This is a genomic window from Kosakonia sp. (assembly GCF_032104925.1).
GTDB lineage: Bacteria > Pseudomonadota > Gammaproteobacteria > Enterobacterales > Enterobacteriaceae > Kosakonia.
The window spans coordinates 268,576-290,576 of the sequence record NZ_DAMCGF010000003.1 but is presented as its reverse complement, the minus strand read 5'-3'; the positions used below and the strand labels follow the sequence as shown (position 1 = coordinate 290,576).

The 22,001-nt window shown below is 47.8% G+C and carries 19 protein-coding genes; all 19 read left to right on the top strand.

Going from position 1 to position 22,001, the window contains the following annotated elements; genetic code table 11:
- The first annotated feature begins 12 nt into the window (after positions 1-12).
- The 19 genes from cpsG (at position 13) to RT644_RS07560 (ending at position 21,679) form a co-directional block, all read left to right on the top strand.
- Positions 13-1,383: a colanic acid biosynthesis phosphomannomutase CpsG gene (gene cpsG / locus RT644_RS07650; protein WP_044489686.1), complete on the top strand. Its 1,371-nt coding sequence runs from the start codon at positions 13-15 to the stop codon at positions 1,381-1,383.
- 59 nt (positions 1,384-1,442) lie between these two features.
- Positions 1,443-2,837 (top strand): undecaprenyl-phosphate glucose phosphotransferase, encoded by a 1,395-nt coding sequence (gene wcaJ, locus RT644_RS07645; RefSeq protein ID WP_020454302.1) that lies wholly within the window; start codon positions 1,443-1,445, stop codon positions 2,835-2,837.
- A 9-nt stretch (positions 2,838-2,846) separates the two neighbouring features.
- A complete protein-coding gene (wzxC, locus tag RT644_RS07640; protein WP_313626304.1) occupies positions 2,847-4,325 on the top strand; it encodes a colanic acid undecaprenyl disphosphate flippase WzxC in 1,479 nt (492 codons plus the stop codon).
- Between the two features lie 32 nt (positions 4,326-4,357).
- Positions 4,358-5,638 carry a colanic acid biosynthesis pyruvyl transferase WcaK gene (gene wcaK / locus RT644_RS07635; RefSeq protein WP_313626303.1) on the top strand — a complete coding sequence of 427 codons (1,281 nt, stop codon included), beginning with the start codon at positions 4,358-4,360 and terminating at the stop codon, positions 5,636-5,638.
- Complete coding sequence (gene wcaL / locus RT644_RS07630) at positions 5,635-6,855, top strand: colanic acid biosynthesis glycosyltransferase WcaL (RefSeq protein ID WP_313626302.1); 1,221 nt, start codon at positions 5,635-5,637, stop codon at positions 6,853-6,855. The genes wcaK and wcaL overlap by 4 nt, the downstream gene beginning before the upstream one ends.
- A gap of 10 nt (positions 6,856-6,865) precedes the next feature.
- Positions 6,866-8,281 (top strand): colanic acid biosynthesis protein WcaM, encoded by a 1,416-nt coding sequence (gene wcaM / locus RT644_RS07625; protein WP_313626301.1) that lies wholly within the window; start codon positions 6,866-6,868, stop codon positions 8,279-8,281.
- Positions 8,282-8,458: 177 nt separating this feature from the next.
- Positions 8,459-9,352 (top strand): GalU regulator GalF, encoded by an 894-nt coding sequence (gene galF, locus RT644_RS07620; RefSeq protein WP_020454297.1) that lies wholly within the window; start codon positions 8,459-8,461, stop codon positions 9,350-9,352.
- 408 nt (positions 9,353-9,760) lie between these two features.
- A complete protein-coding gene (gene rfbB, locus RT644_RS07615) occupies positions 9,761-10,849 on the top strand; it encodes a dTDP-glucose 4,6-dehydratase (protein WP_313626300.1) in 1,089 nt (362 codons plus the stop codon).
- Positions 10,846-11,745 (top strand): dTDP-4-dehydrorhamnose reductase, encoded by a 900-nt coding sequence (rfbD, locus tag RT644_RS07610; protein WP_313626299.1) that lies wholly within the window; start codon positions 10,846-10,848, stop codon positions 11,743-11,745. The genes rfbB and rfbD overlap by 4 nt, the downstream gene beginning before the upstream one ends.
- Before the next feature lie 48 nt (positions 11,746-11,793).
- Positions 11,794-12,672, top strand: a complete 879-nt coding sequence (rfbA, locus tag RT644_RS07605; RefSeq protein ID WP_097405670.1) for a glucose-1-phosphate thymidylyltransferase RfbA — start codon at positions 11,794-11,796, stop codon at positions 12,670-12,672.
- A 2-nt stretch (positions 12,673-12,674) separates the two neighbouring features.
- A complete protein-coding gene (rfbC, locus tag RT644_RS07600; protein WP_097405671.1) occupies positions 12,675-13,223 on the top strand; it encodes a dTDP-4-dehydrorhamnose 3,5-epimerase in 549 nt (182 codons plus the stop codon).
- Positions 13,224-13,229: 6 nt separating this feature from the next.
- Positions 13,230-14,204, top strand: coding sequence for a CDP-6-deoxy-delta-3,4-glucoseen reductase (locus RT644_RS07595; RefSeq protein WP_097405672.1), 975 nt, complete (start codon positions 13,230-13,232; stop codon positions 14,202-14,204).
- Between the two features lie 16 nt (positions 14,205-14,220).
- Positions 14,221-14,994, top strand: a complete 774-nt coding sequence (gene rfbF / locus RT644_RS07590; RefSeq protein WP_313626298.1) for a glucose-1-phosphate cytidylyltransferase — start codon at positions 14,221-14,223, stop codon at positions 14,992-14,994.
- A gap of 5 nt (positions 14,995-14,999) precedes the next feature.
- On the top strand, positions 15,000-16,079 hold the full coding sequence (gene rfbG / locus RT644_RS07585; RefSeq protein ID WP_313626297.1) for a CDP-glucose 4,6-dehydratase: 1,080 nt from the start codon (positions 15,000-15,002) through the stop codon (positions 16,077-16,079).
- 21 nt (positions 16,080-16,100) lie between these two features.
- Positions 16,101-17,414 carry a lipopolysaccharide biosynthesis protein RfbH gene (gene rfbH, locus RT644_RS07580; protein WP_313626296.1) on the top strand — a complete coding sequence of 438 codons (1,314 nt, stop codon included), beginning with the start codon at positions 16,101-16,103 and terminating at the stop codon, positions 17,412-17,414.
- A gap of 33 nt (positions 17,415-17,447) precedes the next feature.
- Positions 17,448-18,293, top strand: coding sequence for an NAD-dependent epimerase/dehydratase (locus tag RT644_RS07575; protein WP_313626295.1), 846 nt, complete (start codon positions 17,448-17,450; stop codon positions 18,291-18,293).
- Entirely contained in the window at positions 18,290-19,306 is a 1,017-nt protein-coding gene (locus RT644_RS07570; protein ID WP_313626294.1) for an NAD-dependent epimerase/dehydratase family protein, read from the top strand. Before RT644_RS07575 ends, RT644_RS07570 begins: the two co-directional genes overlap by 4 nt.
- Before the next feature lie 85 nt (positions 19,307-19,391).
- Entirely contained in the window at positions 19,392-20,681 is a 1,290-nt protein-coding gene (locus RT644_RS07565) for an MATE family efflux transporter (protein WP_313626293.1), read from the top strand.
- Positions 20,678-21,679 carry a glycosyltransferase family 2 protein gene (locus tag RT644_RS07560; protein WP_313626292.1) on the top strand — a complete coding sequence of 334 codons (1,002 nt, stop codon included), beginning with the start codon at positions 20,678-20,680 and terminating at the stop codon, positions 21,677-21,679. Before RT644_RS07565 ends, RT644_RS07560 begins: the two co-directional genes overlap by 4 nt.
- The last annotated feature ends 322 nt before the right edge of the window (positions 21,680-22,001 follow it).

Genomic DNA, 22,001 nt, shown 5'->3' with positions numbered 1-22,001 from the left:
GAAGAGGTAATGATGGAAAAATTAACCTGTTTTAAAGCTTACGATATTCGCGGCAAGCTGGGCGAAGAACTGAATGAAGATATTGCATGGCGTATTGGCCGCGCCTATGGGGAATACCTGAAGCCGCAGACCATCGTGCTGGGCGGCGATGTGCGCCAGACCAGCGAAGCGCTGAAACTGGCGCTGGCAAAAGGGTTGCAGGACGCCGGTGTGAATGTGCTGGATATTGGTCTTTCCGGCACCGAAGAGATCTATTTTGCCACTTTCCATCTGGGCGTTGACGGCGGTATCGAAGTGACCGCCAGCCACAACCCGATGGATTATAACGGCATGAAACTGGTGCGTAAGGGCGCGCGTCCGATCAGCGGCGATACCGGCCTGCGCGATGTCCAGCGCCTGGCGGAAGCCAATGACTTCCCGCCGGTGAACCCGGCAAAACGCGGCAGCTACGAGCAAATTAATCTGCGCGACGCCTATATCGATCACCTGATGGGCTATATCGACACCAACAACCTCAAGCCGCTGAAACTGGTGATTAACTCCGGTAACGGCGCGGCAGGTCCGGTGGTGGACGCCATTGAAGCCCGCTTTAAGGCACTGAATGTGCCGGTGACTTTCGTCAAAGTGCATAACGAACCGGACGGCACCTTCCCGCACGGTATTCCTAACCCGCTGCTGCCGGAGTGCCGCGACGATACCCGCAATGCGGTGATTGAGCATAACGCCGATATGGGCATTGCTTTCGATGGCGATTTTGACCGTTGCTTCCTGTTCGACGGGGAAGGGCAGTTTATCGAGGGCTACTACATTGTTGGCCTGCTGGCCGAAGCGTTCCTGGAAAAACATCCTGGCGCGAAAATTATTCATGACCCGCGCTTGTCGTGGAACACGGTCGATGTGGTTGGCCGCGCGGGCGGTACGCCGGTGATGTCGAAGACCGGCCATGCCTTTATCAAAGAGCGGATGCGCGAAGAAGACGCCATTTACGGTGGCGAAATGAGCGCGCACCACTACTTTCGTGACTTTGCCTACTGCGACAGCGGCATGATCCCGTGGCTGCTGGTCACCGAGCTGCTGTGCCTGAAAGGCAAGACGCTGGCGCAACTGGTGCGCGACCGCATGGTGGCGTTCCCGGCGAGCGGCGAGATCAACAGCAAGCTGGCGGATCCGGTGACGGCGATCAACCGCGTTGAACAACACTTCACGCCGGGTGCGCTGGAGATCGACCGTACGGACGGCATCAGCATCGCATTTGCCGACTGGCGCTTTAACTTGCGCTCTTCCAACACAGAACCCGTTGTACGTCTGAACGTTGAATCGCGGCACGACGAGGAACTGATGAAAGCGCGAACGCAGGAAATTCTGGCACTGTTAAATCAATAACGATAAGGCGTTCCTCTCCCCGATGCCGGGGAGGGTGAACATTACAGGCAGGTACAACAATGACTCATCTCAAAAAACGCGACCGGGCCAAAACGAATGCATCGTTAATCTCTATCGTGCAGCGCTTCTCCGACATCACCATTATGTTCGGTGGCCTGTGGTTGGTGTGTAAGGTCAATGCGCTGCCGTTCTTCTACATGCATCTGCTGATGGCTCTGATTACGCTGGTTGTTTTCCAGATGATCGGCGGAATGACCGATTTTTACCGCTCCTGGCGGGGCGTAAAAATCATGACTGAACTGACGCTGCTGTTGCAGAACTGGACGCTGAGCCTGATTTTCAGCGCCGGTTTGCTGGCGTTCAACAATGATTTTGACAATACCTTCAACATTTATCTCGCCTGGTATTTGTTGACCTCAATGGGGCTGATGATGAGCCGGGCGGTGATCCGCTTTGGCGCAGGCTGGTTGCGTAACCTTGGCTACAACACGCGCCGCGTGGCGGTGGCCGGTGATATGCCGATGGGCCAGGAACTGCTGGAAGGTTTTCGCAATGAGCCCTGGCTCGGGTTTGATGTGGTTGGTGTTTACCACGATCCACAACCGGGTGGCATTACAACCGGCTGGGCGGGAAATCTCGACCAACTGGTGGAAGATGCGAAAAGCGGGAAAATTCACAACGTCTACATCGCCATGTCGATGAACGATGCGGCCTGCATTAAAAAGCTGGTGCGCCAGCTCGCCGATACCACCTGTTCGGTGATCCTTATCCCTGACGTTTTCACCTTTAATATCCTGCACTCGCGTGTGGAAGAGGTGAACGGCGTGCCGGTGGTGCCGCTGTACGACACGCCGCTTTCTGGTGTTAACCGCATCCTGAAACGTCTGGAAGATATTGTCCTCTCCTCGCTGATTTTGCTGCTCATCTCCCCGGTGCTGCTGGCGATTTCCGTGGCGGTGAAACTCAGCTCGCCGGGGCCGGTTATCTTCCGCCAGACGCGCTATGGCATGGACGGTAAGCCAATCAAGGTGTGGAAATTCCGCTCCATGAAGGTGATGGAAAACGACAAAGTGGTGACCCAGGCAACGCAGAACGATCCGCGCGTGACGAAAGTCGGCAGCTTCCTGCGCCGCACGTCGCTCGATGAACTGCCGCAGTTTATCAATGTGCTGACCGGTGGGATGTCGATTGTTGGCCCGCGCCCGCACGCGGTGGCGCATAACGAGCAGTACCGCTCACTGATTGAGGGCTACATGCTGCGCCATAAAGTGAAACCCGGTATTACCGGTTGGGCGCAAATCAACGGCTGGCGCGGTGAAACCGACACGCTGGAGAAAATGGAAAAACGTATTGAGTTCGATCTCGAGTACATCCGTGAATGGAGCCTGTGGTTCGATATCAAAATCGTTTTTCTGACCATCTTTAAAGGCTTTGTTAACAAAGCGGCGTATTAAGGAAAGGTCATGAGCCTGAGAGAAAAAACCATCAGCGGCGCGAAGTGGTCTGCCATGGCGACCCTGACCATTATTGGTCTGGGGCTGGTGCAGATGACCGTGCTGGCGCGCATTATCGATAACCACCAGTTCGGTCTGCTGACCGTCTCGCTGGTGATTATCGCGCTGGCGGATACGCTGTCGGATTTCGGCATCGCAAACTCGATTATTCAGCGTAAAGAGATAAGCCATCTCGAACTGACCACGTTGTACTGGCTCAATGTTGGGCTGGGCATCGTGGTCTGCATCGCCGTTTTCTCGCTGAGCGGGGTGATCGCCAATGTGCTGAATAACCCGGATCTGGCACCGCTGATTAAAACGCTGTCACTGGCCTTCGTGGTGATTCCACACGGCCAGCAATTTCGCGCCTTGATGCAAAAAGAGCTGGAGTTCAACAAGATAGGCGCCATTGAAACGCTGTCGGTGCTGGCGGGCTTCAGCTTTACGGTTATCAGCGCGTTCTTCTGGCCGCTGGCGATGACCGCGATCCTCGGTTATCTGGTCAACAGCGCCGTGCGCACGCTGCTGTTTGGCTATTTCGGGCGCAAAATTTACCGCCCCGGGCTGCATTTCTCGCTGGCGTCGGTCAGCTCCAACCTGCGTTTTGGCGCCTGGCTGACGGCAGACAGCATCATCAACTATGTGAACACCAACCTCTCCACGCTGGTGCTGGCGCGTATTCTCGGTGCCAGTGTCGCCGGGGGCTACAACCTGGCGTACAACGTGGCGGTAGTGCCGCCGATGAAGCTCAACCCTATCATCACCCGCGTGCTGTTCCCGGCGTTTGCCAAAATTCAGGACGACACCGAGAAGCTGCGCGTGAACTTCTACAAACTGCTGTCGGTGGTCGGGATCATTAACTTCCCGATCCTGTTGGGGCTGATGGTGGTGTCGAACAACTTTGTGCCGCTGGTGTTTGGCGACAAATGGTACAGCATCATTCCCATCCTGCAATTGCTCTGTATCGTCGGGCTGTTGCGCGCGGTGGGTAACCCGATCGGCTCGCTGCTGATGGCGAAAGCGCGGGTGGATATCAGCTTTAAATTCAACGTCTTTAAAACGTTTCTCTTTATCCCCGCCATCATTGTCGGTGGACATCTGGCGGGGGCGCTCGGCGTGACGCTCGGCTTCCTGCTGGTGCAAATCATCAACACCGTTCTGAGCTACTTCGTGATGATCAAACCGGTGCTCGGTTCCAGCTACCGTCAGTACATCCTGAGCCTGTGGCTGCCCTTTTACCTGTCGCTGCCGACGCTGGTGGTGAGCTATGGCCTGGGTCGGGCCCTGAACGGACATCTGCCGCTGGCGGCGATGCTGGCGATTCAGGTCGCGGCGGGCGTGGTGGCATTCGCCGGGATGCTGATTGTGTCGCGTAATGCGCTGGTGGTAGAGATGAAACGCCAGTTTTGCCGCAACGAGAAACTTAAAACGCTGCTTCGCGCAGGATAAGAAACCTGATTGAACCCCTTTATGAGGTCGTTATGAAATTATTGATCCTTGGCAATCACACATGCGGCAACCGTGGTGACAGCGCTATTTTACGTGGATTGCTGGATGCGATTGCCCTGATTGAGCCGGATGCAGAGGTGGATGTGATGAGCCGCTATCCGGTGAGCTCATCCTGGTTACTCAACCGCCCGGTAATGGGCGACCCGCTCTATAGCCAGATGAAAGAGCAGAACAACGCCGCCGGATTGATGGGGCGCGTGAAGAAGGTGCTGCGCCGCCGTTACCAGCACCAGGTGCTGCTCTCCAGGGTGACGGATACCGGGAAGTTGCGCAATATCGCCATTGCGCAAGGGTTTACCGATTTTGTCCGCCGTCTGGCGGACTATGACGCGATTATTCAGGTCGGCGGCTCTTTCTTTGTCGATCTGTATGGCGTGCCGCAGTTTGAACACGCGCTGTGTACGTTTATGGCGAAAAAACCGATCTACATGATTGGTCACAGCGTGGGGCCGTTCCAGAACGAGGCGTTTAACCAACTGGCGAATTATGTTTTTGGCCATTGTGATGCGCTGATACTGCGTGAAACAGTCAGCCTGAACCTGATGAAGCAGAGCAATATCACCACGGATAAAGTCGAGCAGGGCGTCGATACCGCCTGGCTGGTGGATCACCATCAGCATGATTTTGTGGCCAGCTATGCGGTGCAGCACTGGCTGGATCTGGCGGCAAAAGAGAAAACCGTGGCGATTACGCTGCGTGAACTGGCGCCGTTTGATAAACGACTCAACACTACCCAGCAGGCCTATGAACAGGCTTTTGCCGAGGTGGTAAACCGGATCATTGATGCGGGTTATCAGGTTATTGCGCTCTCCACCTGCACCGGTATCGACAGCTATAACAAAGATGACCGCATGGTGGCGCTCAATCTGCGCCAGTATGTCAGCGACCCGTCGCGCTACCACGTGGTGATGGATGAGCTGAACGATCTGGAGATGGGCAAGATCCTTGGCGCGTGTGATTTAACGGTGGGTACGCGCCTGCACTCCGCGATTATCTCAATGAACTTTGGAACACCGGCGATTGCTATCAACTATGAACACAAGTCGGCAGGCATCATGCAGCAACTCGGGATGCCGGAAATGGCGGTCGACATTCGCTACCTGCTGGATGGTTCGCTGGCGGCGATGGCGGCCGACACGCTGGGGCAACTGCCTGCGATTAACCAGCGTCTGGCAACGGCGGTGGCGGCGGAGCGCGAGCATGGCATGAAAATGGTCAAATCGGTGCTCGATCGCGTACAGGGGGTGAAATGAAAGTCAGCTTCTTTTTGCTGAAGTTCCCCTTATCTTCCGAAACTTTTGTGCTCAACCAGATCGTTGCCTTTATCAATATGGGTTTTGAGGTTGAGATTGTCGCCCTGCATAAGGGCGATATGAACAATACACACGCGGCGTATACCGAGTACCGGCTGGCGGAAAAAACGCACTGGCTGCTGGCCGAGCCGGAAGGGAAGATGGCAAAACTGAGCTATCGCGGGCAGGCGATAGCGCGGGGTATCTGGAAATCCTCCACCTGGAAAGCGTTGAATATGTCGCGCTATGGTGACGAAGCCCGCAACCTGATCCTGCCAGCCATTTGCGGCCTCGCGCCGCGCACATTCAGCGCCGATGTCTTTATCGCCCACTTTGGCCCGGCAGGCGTTACCGCCGCCAAACTGCGGGAACTTGGCGTTCTTAAAGGCAAAATTGCCACCGTATTCCACGGCATCGATATCTCGCATCGCGACGTGCTGAACCACTATACGCCGGAGTATCAGCAGCTTTTCCAGCGCGGCGATCTGATGCTGCCGATCAGCGAGTTATGGGCCGGCAGACTGAAAAACATGGGCTGCCCGGAGACTAAAATCGCTGTGTCGCGCATGGGGGTTGATATGGCCCGCTTTAGCCTGCGCTCAGTGAAAAATCCCGGTAGTCCGCTGCTAATTATCTCTGTGGCGCGCCTGACCGAGAAAAAAGGGCTGCATGTCGCTATTGAAGCATGCCGTCTGTTGAAAGAACGCGGCGTGGATTTCAAATATCGCATCCTCGGTATTGGCCCATGGGAACGCCGCTTACGCACACTTATCGAACAATTCCAGCTGGAAGATGTGATTGAAATGCCGGGCTTTAAACCCAGCCATGAAGTGAAAGCGCTGCTTGATGAAGCCGACGTCTTTTTGCTGCCGTCAGTTACCGGCGCGGATGGGGATATGGAAGGGATCCCGGTTGCGCTGATGGAGGCGATGGCGGTGGGGATCCCGGTGGTTTCAACCGTTCATAGCGGCATTCCGGAGTTGATCGAGGCCGGGCAGTCCGGCTGGCTGGTACCGGAAAATGATGCCGAGGCGCTGGCGCAGCGTCTGGCTGCTTTCCGTGATATGGAGAGCCGGGATTTAACACCGGTGGTGACGCGGGCGCGTGAAAAAGTCGAGAACGACTTCAACCAGAAAATCATCAACCAGCAACTTGCCAGTCTGTTGCAGACGCTTTAACAGAGGTTTTATGACCGTGAAGAAAACAGCAACTGCGCTATCGCGACGCACTTTTCTGGCCGCCGGTTCCGCGCTGGCGGCACTTCCTTTGCTACACATTCCCGCTGCCCGCGCGTTGGGACGTAACGACACGGTCAGCATCAGTGATTACAACCGCAATGACTGGCCCGCGGCGTTTAAACAAGCTTTTGCTGACGGGCAAACGGTGGAAGTTCCCGCAGGTGTGGTCTGCGACAATATCAACACCGGTATTTTCATTCCTGCCGGCAAAACGCTGCTGGTGCGCGGCGCACTGAAAGGTAACGGGCGCGGGCGCTTCGTGTTACAGGACGGTAGCCGGGTGGTGGGGGAGAAGGCCGGTAATTTCTATAACATCACGCTGGATGTGCGCGGTTCAGACTGCGTGATCAAGGGCGTGAGTATGAGTGGCTTTGGCCCGGTGATGCAGATTTACATTGGCGGGAAAGAGGCGCGCACGATGCGCAATTTGGTCATCGATAACATCACGGTGAGCAAAGCCAACTATGGCATTTTACGCCAGGGTTTCCACAATCAGCTGGACGGTGTGCGGATAACCAATGGTCATTTCAGCGACTTACAAGGTGATGCTATCGAATGGAATGTGGCCATCAATGACCGCAACATTCTGATCTCCGACCATGTGATTGATAATATTAACTGCACCAACGGCAAGATTAACTGGGGCATTGGTATTGGCCTGGCGGGCAGCACCTATGACAATAACTACCCCGAAGATCAAGCGGTTAAAAACTTTGTCGTGGCGAATATTACCGGTAGTAACTGCCGTCAGTTAGTGCATGTGGAAAACGGTAAACACTTTATTATTCGCAATGTGAAAGCGAAAAACATCACCCCGGATTTCAGTAAGAAAGCCGGGATTGATAATGCGACGGTGGCGATTTACGGCTGTGATAATTTCGTCATTGATAATGTTTCAATGGTCAATAGCGCCGGTATGTTGATTGGCTATGGTGTTATCAAAGGCGATTATTTGTCGATCCCGCAGAATTTCAAACTCAACGATATCCAGCAGGACAACAGCAGCAGCAAATATAAGCTGCGCGGTATCCAGATCTCGTCCGGTAATGCTACGTCGTTTGTGGCGATCACTAACGTGAAAATGCAGAGCGCGACGCTGGAGCTGCACAATAAACCGCAACATCTTTTCCTGCGTAATATCAACGTGACGCAACAGGCGGCCAACGGCCCGGCACTGAAGCTGAACTTCGATTTACGCAAAGATGTGCGCGGGCGTTTTATGGCGAAACAGGACACCTTGCTGTCATTGGCGAATATTCACGCAGTCAATGAAAACGGGCAAAGTTCAGTCGATATCGACAGAGTCGATCAGCATGTGGTGAATGTAGATAATTTGAACTTCCGTTTGCCGGCGAAGCGGCTCTAAGCGCGGGAAATGGCCTTTTACGATAAATCCTGGTGCTTTAACACCGGGGTTAGGATTACATCTACTGCCTTGCAGGGACATTAGGCGTAACATCTTTCACTTTCCTCGCTGCAAACGCACTGGCGAAAACAGGTTAAAGGTTTATAATTCATCCAATTATTATAGGTGGAAGAAATAATGGTTAATTTGAAAGCAGTTATTCCGGTAGCCGGTCTGGGGATGCATATGCTCCCGGCCACGAAAGCGATTCCAAAAGAGATGCTACCGATCGTCGATAAGCCGATGATTCAGTACATCGTCGACGAAGTTGTTGCTGCAGGGATCAAAGAAATCGTTCTGGTGACCCACTCGTCAAAAAACGCGGTAGAAAACCACTTCGACACCTCCTACGAACTTGAAGCGCTGCTTGAACAGCGAGTTAAACGTCAGCTGCTGGCGGAAGTGCAGTCTATTTGTCCGCCAGGCGTGACAATTATGAACGTGCGTCAGGCGCAGCCGCTGGGGTTAGGCCACTCTATCCTCTGTGCGCGCCCGATCGTTGGCGACAACCCGTTTGTCGTGGTGCTGCCGGATATCGTGCTGGATACGGCGACTGCCGATCCGCTGCGTTACAACCTCGCGGCGATGGTGGCACGCTTTGCTGAGACTGGTCGTAGCCAGGTGCTGGCAAAACGTATGAAAGGCGATCTCTCTGAATACTCCGTTATCCAGACTAAAGAGCCGCTGGATACAGAAGGCAAAGTCAGCCGCATTGTGCAGTTTATTGAAAAACCGGATCAGCCGCAGACACTGGATTCCGACCTGATGGCAGTGGGGCGCTATGTCCTTTCTGCTGATATCTGGCCAGAACTCGAAAAAACCGAGCCAGGCGCGTGGGGGCGTATTCAGCTGACCGATGCGATTGCTCAGCTTGCGGAAAAACAGTCTGTTGATGCGATGTTGATGACGGGCGACAGCTATGACTGCGGTAAGAAAATGGGGTACATGCAGGCCTTTGTGAACTACGGTCTGCGTAACCTGAAAGAAGGTCAGAAATTCCGCGAAAGTATTAAGAAATTGCTTGCACAATAAAAATTAAAAATGTTGTGTAGCTAAGATATTTGAAGCAGGGGCAGAAAGGGTTGCCAGAAGGACATTTGATCCTTGGGTTATTCTTACTGCCTTTTTTATTTCCATTATAAAATCAACGATTAAAAAAGGTAGGAATGGGTAATTTTTGCGCTGACGTAAGCAAGATTTTTCCTTGTTTCCGTCCCTGTTTCGGCGGAGAATAGCCGCTTAGCATTTTGTGCCAAGTGGCAGATTCAAATAAGAGCAGTGCAGTTTTTAACATCATAAATTGCCGACAAAAGCACACAGTACACAGGTAGCTGAAGAGCCTGGGGCGGTAGCGTGTCTGAAATATATACATGTAAGTTAATAACGTACTCTTGACTCCCCTTAAGTAAATACATAGTAAAGTAAAAGCGGAAGAAACTCGTGAAAATACTGGTCACAGGTGGTGCAGGTTTTATTGGGTCTGCAGTGGTTCGTCACATCATTAATAACACTACTGATTCCGTGGTCAATGTAGATAAATTAACCTACGCCGGGAACCTGGAATCACTGGCGGAAATAAAGAATGACCCGCGTTATGTTTTTGAACGTGCCGATATTTGTGATAGTGACGCTATGGCGCGGATTTTCGCTGAGCATCAACCTGATGCGGTCATGCACCTGGCGGCAGAAAGCCATGTTGATCGCTCGATTACGGGGCCTGCCGCGTTTATTAAGACAAATATTGTCGGCACCTATGTATTGCTTGAAGCTGCTCGTCAATATTGGGGACAACTTGAGGAAGCACGTAAAGCTGCTTTCCGTTTCCATCATATCTCCACTGACGAAGTGTATGGTGATTTGCCCCACCCGGATGAAGTGGCGGCTGGCGAACCATTGCCCCTCTTCACTGAGCAAACTGCCTATGCGCCGAGCAGCCCTTACTCAGCCTCTAAAGCCTCCAGCGATCACCTGGTCCGCGCATGGCGCAGAACCTATGGTTTCCCGACAATTGTTACCAATTGCTCCAATAATTATGGACCGTTCCATTTCCCGGAAAAACTGATCCCGCTGGTTATCCTGAATGCCTTGGCAGGCAAAGCGTTGCCGGTGTATGGCAAAGGAGATCAAATTCGCGATTGGTTGTATGTCGAAGATCACGCGCGCGCGCTTTATACTGTGGTCACGCAAGGTGTTGCGGGTGAGACTTATAATATCGGCGGTCATAACGAAAAACAGAACCTCGATGTTGTCCACACGATTTGTGACTTGCTTGATGAAATCGTACCGAAGGCGACCTCTTATCGTGAGCAGATCACTTACGTAACTGACCGTCCGGGCCACGATCGCCGTTATGCAATCGATGCCGATAAAATCAGTAAAGAACTGGGCTGGAAACCGGTCGAAACCTTTGAAAGCGGAATCCGTAAAACGGTTGAGTGGTACTTGTCCAACAGCGCATGGGTCGCGAACGTACAAAGTGGTGCCTACCAGTCATGGATTGAACAAAATTACGGGAAGCGCAGCGAATGAATATTCTGTTATTCGGAAAAACGGGACAAGTAGGCTGGGAGCTCCAGCGTTCGCTGGCTCCATTGGGCAACCTGATTGCGCTGGATGTTGATTCCACAGAATATTGCGGTGACTTCAGTAACCCGCAAGGTGTTGCTGAAACTGTGCGCCGTATACGACCTGACGTGATCGTCAACGCCGCCGCGCATACTGCGGTTGATAAAGCTGAATCCGAGCCGGAATTTGCCTCACTGCTGAATGCGAAAAGTGTTGAAGCTATTGCGCGTGAAGCCGCCAAAATTGATGCATGGGTGGTTCACTATTCAACCGATTATGTTTTCCCGGGCGACGGTCAGACGCCGTGGGTTGAAACAGATAGCACTGCTCCCCTAAATGTCTATGGCCAGACAAAACTCGACGGTGAAATTGCTCTGCGCGAAAACTGCCCGAAGCACCTTATTTTCCGTACCAGCTGGGTTTACGCCGGAAAAGGGAACAATTTCGCGAAGACCATGCTCAAGCTGGCGAAAACGCGCCAGGAACTCTCGGTGATTAACGATCAGTTTGGTGCACCTACCGGTGCTGAGTTACTTGCAGATTGTACCGCTCATGCAATCCGTACAGCATTGATACAACCACAAGTAGCCGGTTTGTATCATCTGGTTGCTGGTGGTGAAACATGCTGGCATGACTACGCGGCGCTGGTTTTTGCTGAGGCCAGGGCAGCGGGAGTTAAACTCGCTTTGAATAAATTAAACCCGGTAACGACAGAAAGTTTCCCAACGCCGGCGAAACGACCGCACAATTCGCGACTGAACACAGATAAATTTCAGCACACTTTCGATCTGGTTCTCCCTGACTGGGAGCTCGGCGTGAAACGTATGCTGGCTGAGTTATTTAGCACAACGCCTATTTGACTATTTGAAAAGTGCCTATGGGCAGGCATTTTTGCTCGGGATTACGAAATGAAAACACGTAAAGGAATTATACTGGCGGGTGGTTCGGGAACTCGTCTGTACCCGGTTACAATGGTTGTGAGTAAACAACTGCTGCCAATTTATGATAAGCCAATGATTTACTATCCGTTATCCACGCTTATGCTCGCGGGGATTCGTGATATTTTAATTATTAGTACCCCGCAGGATCTACCTCGCTTCGAACAATTACTTGGCGATGGTAGCCAGTGGGGTTTAAGCCTCCATTATAAAGTACAGCCAAGCCCTGATGGGTTAGCGCAGGCGTTTATTCTTGGTGAAGAGTTTATTGGTAATGACTCCTGCGCTCTGGTGCTGGGCGACAATATTTTCTATGGTCATGATTTGCCGAAGCTAATGGATACCGCTGTGAAACAGGAAAGCGGTGCAACTGTCTTTGCTTACCATGTTACCGATCCAGAGCGCTATGGCGTGGTCGAATTTGATAAAAATGGCACGGCAGTCAGCCTTGAAGAGAAACCGCTGGAACCGAAAAGTAATTATGCGGTAACCGGCCTCTATTTTTACGATAACGATGTTGTCGCCATGGCAAAAAGTCTCACCCCTTCCGCGCGTGGTGAACTGGAAATTACAGATATCAATCGTATTTATATGCAACAAGGACGTTTGTCTGTAGCGATGATGGGCCGTGGTTACGCATGGCTTGATACCGGGACACACCAGAGCTTGATCGAGGCCAGTAATTTCATCCAAACCATTGAAGAACGTCAGGGATTAAAAGTTTCCTGCCCGGAAGAGATTGCCTACCGCAAGAATTTTATTGATGCTGCGCAGGTTAAAAAGCTGGCGGAGCCGCTGAAAAAAAATGCGTATGGTCAATATCTATTGAGAATGGTTAAAGGTCACTAAAAATGAAAACCGTTGAAACGGCGATCCCCGATGTACTTATTTTTGAGCCAAAAGTGTTTGGCGACGATCGCGGCTTTTTCTTTGAGAGCTTCAGCCAGCGCCGCTTTGAAGAAGCGATTGGTCGTAAAGTCGAATTTGTGCAAGATAACCACTCAAAATCAAAAAAAGGCGTATTACGTGGTTTGCATTACCAGCTAGCGCCCTATGCTCAGGGGAAACTGGTTCGCGCCATCGCTGGCGAGGTTTTTGATGTTGCTGTTGATGTGCGTAAAAGTTCTCCGACATTCGGAAAATGGGTTGGTGTGCATTTATCTGCGGAAAATAAACGTCAGTTATGGATCCCGGAAGGATTTGCCCATGGTTTTGTTGTGCTGAGTGATAGCGCTGAGTTCGTTTACAAGGCAACCAATTATTACAATCCGCAATTTGAAAGCAGTATTATCTGGAACGATCCAGAACTGAATATTGCATGGCCGCTCTCTGTTGAGCCGGAACTATCAGCCAAAGACGCGATAGCACCTTCCTTTACCTTAGCGAATTTTTTTGAGTAACCGCCCGTGTCATATGTAATTAAAATCTTTCCCGCTGATATCGCTTTTGAAGGTGAAAGCGAAAAAACGTTGCTTGATTCTGCCCTCGAGGCGGGGATCCATCTTGAACACAGTTGCAAAAATGGCAGTTGCGGCATATGTGAAGCTCAGCTTATCGCAGGCGAGGTGATTGATGCGCAAGAGAAAGTGGTGCCGGCTGGCAATAATATCCTGACATGTAGCTGCCGCCCCGGTGGCGATGTTTCGCTACAAGCAACGTACTACCCGGAGCTTGCGGGGCAGATTAAAAAAATAACGCCGTGCAAAGTGGTTAGCGCTGAAAATGTCTCTGAAGATGTTATTAAACTCGTGCTTCGTTTCCCACCAACAGCGCAGCTAAATTACTTACCCGGGCAGTATATTAACTTGCAGTATCAGGGGGTCACTCGCAGTTATTCCATCGCAAATGCTGATGCGAAAGAGGGCATCGAGTTACATATCAGAAACGTACCTAACGGGCAAATGAGCCAGTTGGTTTTTGGCGGGCTTACCGCAAACACATTGATGCGCATCGAAGGGCCGTGCGGAACATTTTTTATTCGTAAAAATGAGCGTCCGGTTATTTTTATTGCCGGGGGTACAGGCTTTGCGCCGGTTAAAGCAATGGTCGAATCGCTGCTTGCCGAAAATACGCAACGGAAAATTTATATTTATTGGGGTATGCAATACTCCGGGCATTTCTATTCGTCTTTACCCCAGCAATGGGCTTCAGAGAATCCAGATATTCATTTTATTCCAGTGGTATCCGGCGATGAGGTTGGCTGGCAAGGACGTAAGGGTTTTGTTCATAATGCGGTCGTGGAAGACTTCGATAACCTGGAAGGTTTCGATGTTTATGCTTGTGGTTCACCAGTGATGATCGAAGCTAGCCGAAAGGATTTGATGACGTTGGGATTGCCGGCTAAACACTTTTATTCGGACGCGTTTACCGTATCAAAATAAGATAGAGGATAAATAGATGAAGGCCGTTATTTTAGCCGGTGGCTTAGGTACACGTTTAAGCGAAGAAACCGTATTAAAACCAAAACCGATGGTTGAAATCGGTGGCAAGCCGATTCTGTGGCACATCATGAAAATGTATTCCGCTCACGGTATCCGTGATTTCGTTATTTGTTGCGGCTACAAGGGATACGTGATTAAAGAATATTTCGCCAACTATTTCCTTCATATGTCTGACGTGACTTTCCATATGGCAGAAAATCGTATGGAAGTTCACCAGAAACGTGTTGAGCCCTGGAATGTTACGCTTGTCGACACGGGCGAAGCTTCTATGACGGGGGGCCGCCTTAAACGCGTACGCGACTATGTTAAAGAGGATGAAGCTTTTCTCTTTACCTATGGTGATGGGGTATCTGATTTGGATATTAGCGCGACGATTGATTTCCATCGTAAGCATGGCAAAAAAGCAACGCTGACGGCGACGTTCCCTCCCGGCCGCTTTGGTGCGCTCGACATTCAAAATAAACAGGTCCGCTCTTTTAAAGAGAAGCCAAAAGGCGATGGCGCGATGATCAACGGGGGGTTCTTTGTACTCCATCCTTCCGTTATCGACTTGATTGATAATGATGCAACGATCTGGGAGCAGGAACCGCTAATGCAACTGGCGGAACAAGGTGAATTGATGGCGTTTGAACATCCGGGTTTCTGGCAACCAATGGATACTCTCCGGGACAAAATGTATCTGGAAGGATTGTGGGAAAAAGGAAAGGCGCCCTGGAAAATATGGGAGTAATCAGCATGATCGACGCTTCATTCTGGCAAGGCAAACGTGTATTTATTACTGGGCACACTGGCTTCAAAGGTTCCTGGTTGACACTTTGGTTGCAGTCCATGGGGGCGGTTCTGAAGGGTTTTTCTTTGAATCCTCCAACTGAGCCCTCGTTATACGAAAGCGCTTCAGTCGATAACCTCATTGATTCCACGATCGGCGATATTCGAAATTTCGATCAATTGCATGCCGCCATCGCAGCATTCAAGCCTGAAATCGTTTTTCATATGGCTGCTCAACCGCTGGTCAGACTCTCTTATGATGAGCCTATAGAGACGTATTCCACAAATGTGATGGGTACGGTTCATCTGCTGGAAGCCGTCAAGCGTGTCGGTGGTGTGAAGGCCATCGTGAACATTACCAGCGATAAATGCTACGAAAACCGTGAATGGGTTTGGGGCTACCGTGAGCACGAAGCGATGGGGGGCTATGACCCTTATTCGAATAGTAAAGGGTGCGCAGAACTGGTCGCGTCAGCATACAGAAATTCATTTTTTAATGAAAAGGATTATGCAAAACATGGGGTTGCTCTCGCTTCTGTACGCGCGGGGAATGTGATTGGCGGCGGTGACTGGGCTAAAGATCGCCTTATTCCGGATATCCTACGTTCGTTTGAGAACCAACAAACTGTTATCATCCGCAATCCCCACGCAATTCGCCCGTGGCAGCATGTACTGGAACCACTGTCTGGTTACATCACCATTGCCCAACGCCTCTATGAGGAAGGGCCGGTATTTGCCGAGGGCTGGAACTTTGGTCCGAGGGAAGACGATGCTAAGCCAGTGCAGTTTATCGTTGAAACCATGGTAAAAATTTGGGGAGACGATGCGGCGTGGCTTTTGGATGGTAATGAGCATCCACACGAGGCCCATTATCTAAAACTTGACTGTTCCAAAGCGCGTATGCGTCTGGGATGGCAGCCGCGTTGGAATTTAGTAGAAACGCTGGAGCGTATTGTCAGATGGCATAAGGCATGGATTGCTGGCGAAGATATGCTTGAACTTACGCGGAATGAAATCAGCGAATACATGAATACTTCTTTGAAATAATTGATTAACAGGAAAATAGCAATGAGCGCAAATAACCTGCGTGAGCAAATCTCTCAACTAGTTGCCCAATATGCTGACGAAGCGCTGAGTCCAAAGCCGTTTGTTGCTGGCAGCAGTGTCGTCCCGCCTTCTGGTAAAGTTATCGGTGCAAAAGAGCTGCAACTGATGGTTGAAGCCTCGCTGGATGGCTGGTTAACCACTGGTCGTTTTAACGACGCTTTTGAGAAAAAATTGGGTGAGTTCATCGGTGTCCCGCATGTACTGACCACGACCTCAGGCTCTTCTGCTAACCTTCTGGCGTTGACAGCATTAACATCACCAAAATTGGGTGAGCGCGCGCTTAAACCGGGTGATGAAGTGATTACTGTAGCTGCAGGATTCCCGACCACAGTTAACCCGACGATTCAGAATGGTTTAATACCTGTCTTTATTGATGTCGATATTCCAACGTACAACGTCGATTCGAAACTGATTGAAGCTGCGGTATCAGAAAAAACTAAAGCTATTATGATTGCCCATACGCTGGGGAACGCATTCGATCTGACAGAAGTTCGCCGTATCGCTGATAAGTACAATCTATGGTTAATTGAAGATTGCTGCGATGCGCTTGGCACCACCTATGACGGTAAAATGGTCGGCACTTTCGGTGATATCGGCACAGTAAGCTTCTATCCTGCTCATCATATTACGATGGGTGAGGGCGGCGCGGTATTTACCAAATCAGCTGAACTGAAAAAGCTTATTGAGTCTTTCCGCGATTGGGGCCGCGATTGCTACTGTGCACCAGGCTGTGATAACACCTGTGGCAAGCGTTTCGGTCATCAACTTGGGTCGTTGCCGTTTGGTTACGATCACAAATATACCTATTCTCATCTGGGTTATAACCTCAAAATTACCGATATGCAGGCTGCATGCGGCCTCGCACAGTTAGAGCGTATCGATGAGTTTGTTCGCCTGCGTAAAGAAAACTTCGCGTATCTGAAACAAGGCCTCCAGTCTTGTGCGGAGTTTATTGAACTGCCGGAAGCAACCGAGAAATCCGAACCGTCCTGGTTTGGTTTCCCGATTACGCTCAAAGAAAACAGCGGCGTTTCGCGTGTTGATTTGGTTAAGTTCCTTGATGAAGCTAAAATTGGTACGCGCCTACTATTTGCCGGTAACCTTACTCGCCAGCCTTATTTTGCAAATGTGAAATACCGCGTTGTAGGTGAACTGACAAATACCGATCGCATTATGAACCAGACTTTCTGGGTTGGTATTTATCCAGGCCTGACAAAAGAACATCTGGATTATGTTGTTTCTAAATTCGAAGAATTCTTTGGTCTAAATTTCTAAACCTAAGGGAGGGGGGCATCCCCCTCAAACTATATGAAAATTCTGGTGGCTGGTGCTTCTGGTTATTTAGGGCGTCAACTTGTTGCTTTCTTTTCAAATAAATGTACTGTTGCTGGGTTAAGTCGGCGAGTAATTTCAGATGATGGCTCCCGGCTTCAAATAAATACATTAGAAAATGACTGGTTAAGCAAAGTAAAAGAGTTTGCTCCCGACGTTATAATTAACACTGTAACTTGCTATGGTAGAGGTAACGAAAGCTTGTCTACAATGGTAGAAAGTAACATCCTCTTTCCTCTTTATTTACTTGAAGCTGTTCTTCCTGGGGGAGGTGTATTTATTAATTGTGGCACCTCTCTTCCTGCACAAACTAATCTTTATGCCTTAACCAAACATCAATTCGTCGATTTGGCCAAGAGTCGTTTACTTAACAATGAAATTAATACGTCATTTATAAATCTTAAGTTAGAGCATTTTTATGGGGAATTCGATGCAGATAGCAAATTTACATCTATGCTCATCAGAAAATGCCTTGCAAATGAAAATATAAATTTGACGGCGGGTATGCAAAAAAGAGATTTTATTTATTTAAGTGATTTGCTTTGTGCATTTGAAATTATAATTAATCATCAAGCTTCATTTAGACAATTCGACGAAGTTGATGTTGGTTCCGGAGAGAGTGTTTCACTGAGAGAATTCGCGGAATTAGTTCGGCGATGCACTGGTAGCAAATCGGTACTGAATTTTGGGGCCATTGAAAGCCGTAGCAATGAGTTGATGTACAGTTGTGCTGATACTACAAGGTTGAATGCGATGGGGTGGTTTCGGAAATATTCACACGAAGACGCAATTGTTGAAATAGTTCGTAAGGAAAAACAATGAAATTACTGATTACTGGTGGCTGTGGATTCTTGGGCAGCAACCTTGCTGCTCATGGTATCAGCGAAGGTTATGATGTTATCATTTTTGATAATTTATCAAGAAAAGGAGCAATTGACAACCTGAAATGGTTAAGATTACATGGTAAGTTTGAGTTTGTTCATGGTGATATTCGCAACAAGAATGATGTTACCCGACTAATTAGTAAATATCAGCCAGATAGTTGTTTTCATCTTGCTGGGCAAGTTGCGATGACTACCTCTATCGATAATCCATTTGCTGATTTTGAGACTAACGTCGGTGGTACATTTAATCTGTTAGATGCAATACGGCAGACGAATCCAACATGTAACGTGATTTATTCTTCAACAAATAAAGTATACGGTGATCTTGAGCAGTTTACTTATAATGAATTAGAGACCCGTTACGTCTGCGCCGAAAAGCCCGATGGCTTTGATGAAACAACGCAACTGGATTTTCATTCTCCATACGGATGTTCGAAAGGCGCTGCAGATCAATATATGCTTGATTTCGCGCGCGTGTTTGGTCTGAATACTGTCGTTTTTAGACATTCATCAATGTATGGTGGTCGTCAGTTTGCTACATATGATCAGGGTTGGGTAGGTTGGTTTTGTCAGAAAGCCTACGAAATAAATAAAGGTATCGACTCACCTTTCACTATATCAGGCAACGGCAAACAAGTGCGTGATGTATTACACGCAGAAGACATGGTGTCTCTATATTACACAGCGCTTAAAAATATTTTTAGAATCCGTGGTAATGCTTTTAACGTTGGTGGAACGATTAAGAATAGCCTTTCTTTATTGGAGTTATTCGGGATTCTTGAAAAACATGCGGGTATTGAAATGAAGTACACACAACTTCCAGTGCGAGAAAGCGACCAGAAAGTTTTTGTTGCCGATATAAATAAAATTAGCAAAGCTATTGGATGGAAGCCCGCCGTTTCTGCTGTAGATGGTGTTCAGAGAATGTATGATTGGACCAGCTCTATTTGATGAACAATGCTCGCATGGCGAGCATTGTTTTATTACTTCTGTAATAGCACTGACGCCTGTTTTTATATTATAGTCAATGGTAAATATGTTGAAAATCCCTACGCATCTAATAACTGCCAGTACATCATGGTTGTCTAAAATTATAATTGCAGGCGTGCAATTACTTAGTGTAAAGTACTTGTTAGAAATGTTGGGAGAGAATAATTATGCAATTTTTAGTCTGCTGACAGGTCTAATGGTATGGTGTAGTATCATTGATCTTGGTATAGGTAGTAGTTTGCAAAACTTTATTTCAGAGTTAAGGGCCAAAAACCAAGACTATAATTTATATATTAAAGCGGCATTACAATTATTGCTTATTGCTTTAATTGGTTTTATTGGCGTTTTATTTGTTCTGTCGAAACTAATCTCTGAGTTTTACCTTGCATCTTTTCATGAGTCTCTTCAAGGGCATGAGGCCTGTGTTTTCTTCAGTGCGATAGTAGTTTTTGGTCTTGTAGGTGCAGGCACGGTAGGATATAAAATACTGTATGCTGAACTTATCGGATGGAAAGCAAATATCATCAATGGAATCTCTTATCTTGTGGGGTTAATTTGTGTACTTGCGTTCTATTTTTTGGAAATAAAAATAAATATCATCGCAGCTTTGATTGCTCTATATGCGCCTGTAGGTTTGCTATCAGTAATTTATTTATGTTACCGTTATTATCATCTACCAGAATTTAAGCCAAAAAAAGAACATTACAAAGATATACTGAAACGGACGTGGGGTTTTTTTATTTTTACGTTGTTATCAATAATGGTTCTTCAGGCAGATTATATCGTTATATCTCAGAAACTTTCTTCTTCAGACATTGTGAAATATACAGTCACGATGAAAATTTTTGGCCTGATATTTTTTATTTATACAGCAGTGCTTCAGGCCTTATGGCCTATTTGTACCGAATATAGGATAAGGAAAGAATGGAATAAATTAAAAAAAACAGTCGCCGTTAATGTTATCGGAGGGGTTTTTTTTATTTTTGTTAGTACATTCATTTTTTATTTATTCAAAAGCACCCTTTATCGAATACTCTCACCTATGCTTGATGCGAACATAAGTATGTACATATTTATACTGTTAGCAATTTATTTCTCTGTGAGAGTATGGTGTGATACTTTTGCAATGCTTTTGCAAAGTATGAATGCATTAAAAGTGTTATGGTTATTAGTTCCATGCCAGGCGATCATAAGCGGTTGGGCTCAGTGGGTGCTTGCTGATAAATATGGAATATTAGGTGTTCTTATTGGATTGACCCTTTCATTTTTGTTAACAGTATTTTGGGGGCTGCCTGTGACATATTTTAATATAGTGAAAAAGGAAGTTCATCAGTGAAAGTATCATTTTGTATACCTACTTACAACCGTGCAGTATATTTGGAATCATTACTTCAAAGCATAAAGTTACAGAAATCGCATGGGCTTGAACTGGAAATCTGTATTTCTGATAATGCTTCGGAGGACGGTACTGATAAGTTAATCCCCGTTTGGGAGAAAAATTTTGGCATTCCTATTCGATATAAAAAACATGAGAGAAATATTGGGCCTGACCGCAATTATCTGGCTGCTGTAAGCCTCGCTAGCGGGGATTACTGTTGGATTTTTGGTAGCGATGACATGTTGCAATCTGATGCGTTAGCGTTTATTGAGAGTGAATTAAATAAGGGATTTGATATTTATCTTTGCGATCGTAAAGAACTAGATATTAACATGTCGGTCATTAAAAATGAGCATCGGAAATGGTTATCGAACGGTAATAAGGAATATATTTTCAATGACGACAATGATCGAATTAATTATTTCAATAGTTGTAAATCTTTGGGAGGCGTCTTTAGTTATTTAAGTTCTATTATCGTTAAATGTTCGGCTTGGAATAATATCAAATTTGATGCGAGCTTTATTGGTACAGCATATCCTCATGTCTATATTTTACTGAAAATACTGGAGGCACAAGGTAGTTCAATAAGTTATATATCTGTGCCATTGGTTCTTTGTCGTGGGGATAATGACACATTCGAATCCTCCGGTAAAGCCAGAAGGATATTGATCGATTATATGGGTTATTTCAAGTTATCTGATGTACTCTATAATAATAAGCAGATTCTCAAAAAAAGCTTTGAGAATATCCTTGCCAAAGAAAGACCATATATATATACCACTTTAATGATATCTTCATATGCTGATAGTCAAGAGAAAAAAAGTTATTGTTCCTATCAGAAAAGATTAGGACATTCGAAGCTAGTGACTAATCTGTTATTTTTGTTTGGGCCTGCTGCCACGGTATTAAAAAAATCATTTTTCCTCAAGGAAATGATAAAAAAAATATTAAAATGAAATAGCCTCATAAGCTTTAGCTACTTTGCTCTGTTTAAATGCGCTTCAGTCATACCATAGTATTAGTTAATAAAAAGGAAGGCATACATACAGTAGCTACAGTGATTTTTTACAATGTAATAAATTAATTAAAAGAGTTTCACATATGTGAAGTTAATTAATATAGATTTAGCTCAACGTATTTTTTGTAGTTGAGATATTTATTAGAATATTTTACTAATCATACTAACTCTTACTTTGATATAAAATTTAAATTTTCAGGCTAAGAGGCTAAGAGGCTAAGAGGCTAAGAGGCTAAGAGGCTAAGAGGCTAAGAGGCTAA

What these genes read in the sequence shown, in the direction of transcription:
- wcaJ (WP_020454302.1), top strand. Translation starts at nt 1,443, where the DNA reads ATGACTCATCTCAAAAAACGCGACCGGGCCAAAACGAATGCATCGTTA.
- RT644_RS07570 (WP_313626294.1), top strand. Translation starts at nt 18,290, where the DNA reads ATGAAATTACTGATTACTGGTGGCTGTGGATTCTTGGGCAGCAACCTT.
- wcaM (WP_313626301.1), top strand. Translation starts at nt 6,866, where the DNA reads ATGACCGTGAAGAAAACAGCAACTGCGCTATCGCGACGCACTTTTCTG.
- rfbD (WP_313626299.1), top strand. Translation starts at nt 10,846, where the DNA reads ATGAATATTCTGTTATTCGGAAAAACGGGACAAGTAGGCTGGGAGCTC.
- rfbH (WP_313626296.1), top strand. Translation starts at nt 16,101, where the DNA reads ATGAGCGCAAATAACCTGCGTGAGCAAATCTCTCAACTAGTTGCCCAA.
- galF (WP_020454297.1), top strand. Translation starts at nt 8,459, where the DNA reads ATGGTTAATTTGAAAGCAGTTATTCCGGTAGCCGGTCTGGGGATGCAT.
- RT644_RS07565 (WP_313626293.1), top strand. Translation starts at nt 19,392, where the DNA reads ATGTTGAAAATCCCTACGCATCTAATAACTGCCAGTACATCATGGTTG.
- rfbG (WP_313626297.1), top strand. Translation starts at nt 15,000, where the DNA reads ATGATCGACGCTTCATTCTGGCAAGGCAAACGTGTATTTATTACTGGG.
- rfbC (WP_097405671.1), top strand. Translation starts at nt 12,675, where the DNA reads ATGAAAACCGTTGAAACGGCGATCCCCGATGTACTTATTTTTGAGCCA.
- cpsG (WP_044489686.1), top strand. Translation starts at nt 13, where the DNA reads ATGGAAAAATTAACCTGTTTTAAAGCTTACGATATTCGCGGCAAGCTG.
- rfbF (WP_313626298.1), top strand. Translation starts at nt 14,221, where the DNA reads ATGAAGGCCGTTATTTTAGCCGGTGGCTTAGGTACACGTTTAAGCGAA.
- wcaL (WP_313626302.1), top strand. Translation starts at nt 5,635, where the DNA reads ATGAAAGTCAGCTTCTTTTTGCTGAAGTTCCCCTTATCTTCCGAAACT.
- rfbA (WP_097405670.1), top strand. Translation starts at nt 11,794, where the DNA reads ATGAAAACACGTAAAGGAATTATACTGGCGGGTGGTTCGGGAACTCGT.
- RT644_RS07575 (WP_313626295.1), top strand. Translation starts at nt 17,448, where the DNA reads ATGAAAATTCTGGTGGCTGGTGCTTCTGGTTATTTAGGGCGTCAACTT.
- wzxC (WP_313626304.1), top strand. Translation starts at nt 2,847, where the DNA reads ATGAGCCTGAGAGAAAAAACCATCAGCGGCGCGAAGTGGTCTGCCATG.
- wcaK (WP_313626303.1), top strand. Translation starts at nt 4,358, where the DNA reads ATGAAATTATTGATCCTTGGCAATCACACATGCGGCAACCGTGGTGAC.